The organism is Mycobacterium sp. E2479 (genome assembly GCF_001667925.1).
GTDB lineage: Bacteria > Actinomycetota > Actinomycetes > Mycobacteriales > Mycobacteriaceae > Mycobacterium.
Map to the genome: position 1 here is coordinate 1 of NZ_LZJR01000017.1, position 698 is coordinate 698.

At 68.3% G+C, this 698-nt stretch carries 1 protein-coding gene; it reads right to left on the reverse strand.

Annotated elements, in window-relative coordinates; genetic code table 11:
• Positions 1–698, reverse strand: a 698-nt coding sequence (locus A5686_RS02360; protein ID WP_231986258.1) for a phosphopantetheine-binding protein, incomplete at both ends; no start/stop codon positions are given.

Below are 698 nucleotides of genomic sequence, written 5' to 3' on the forward strand. Positions count from 1 at the left end.
GGATCCAACCTCGAACGCGCCGCGACCAGCGCCGCATCGGATATCGCGTCCACCGATTGCAGGCATGCGCGCGCATCCACCGCCGTCGCCTCGGGCACGGACAGCGCCCACTCCCCTCCGCCATCCTCGTCGACGCGCAACCGCAACATCGCATGCCGGTCCAGCAAGGCCTGCAACAGCACGACCACGTCCGCCTCGGTCACCCCCGCGGGCGCCTGCACCACCATGGTCTGGTTGAACTGGTCGACGGGGCCGCTGACGTCCTGCAGCCACCGGATGATCGGGGTGGGCGCCACCGGCCCGACACCGGTATCCACCACGTCACCGACGTCGGTCGCGACCATTGCCACCCGGGCCAACCGGGCCACTGTCTGTTCGACGAAGATGTCGCGAGGCCGACACATCAGGCCGGCGGCCTTGGCCCGGGCCACCACCTGCATCGACAAAATGGAGTCGCCGCCTAGTTCGAAGAAGGAGTCGTCGACACTGACGCGATCCACGCCCAGGGCTTGGGCGTAGATGCCGGCCAGGATCTCCTCGGTAGGGGTGGCAGGTGCGCGGTATACACCCGCGCTGTAGTCCGGTGCCGGTAGGGCTCGGAAGTCGAGCTTGCCGTTGACCGTCAACGGCATCGTCTCCAGGACCACGACCGCGGCCGGCACCATATAGGCCGGCAGCCGGTCGGCCAGTTGGCTTCG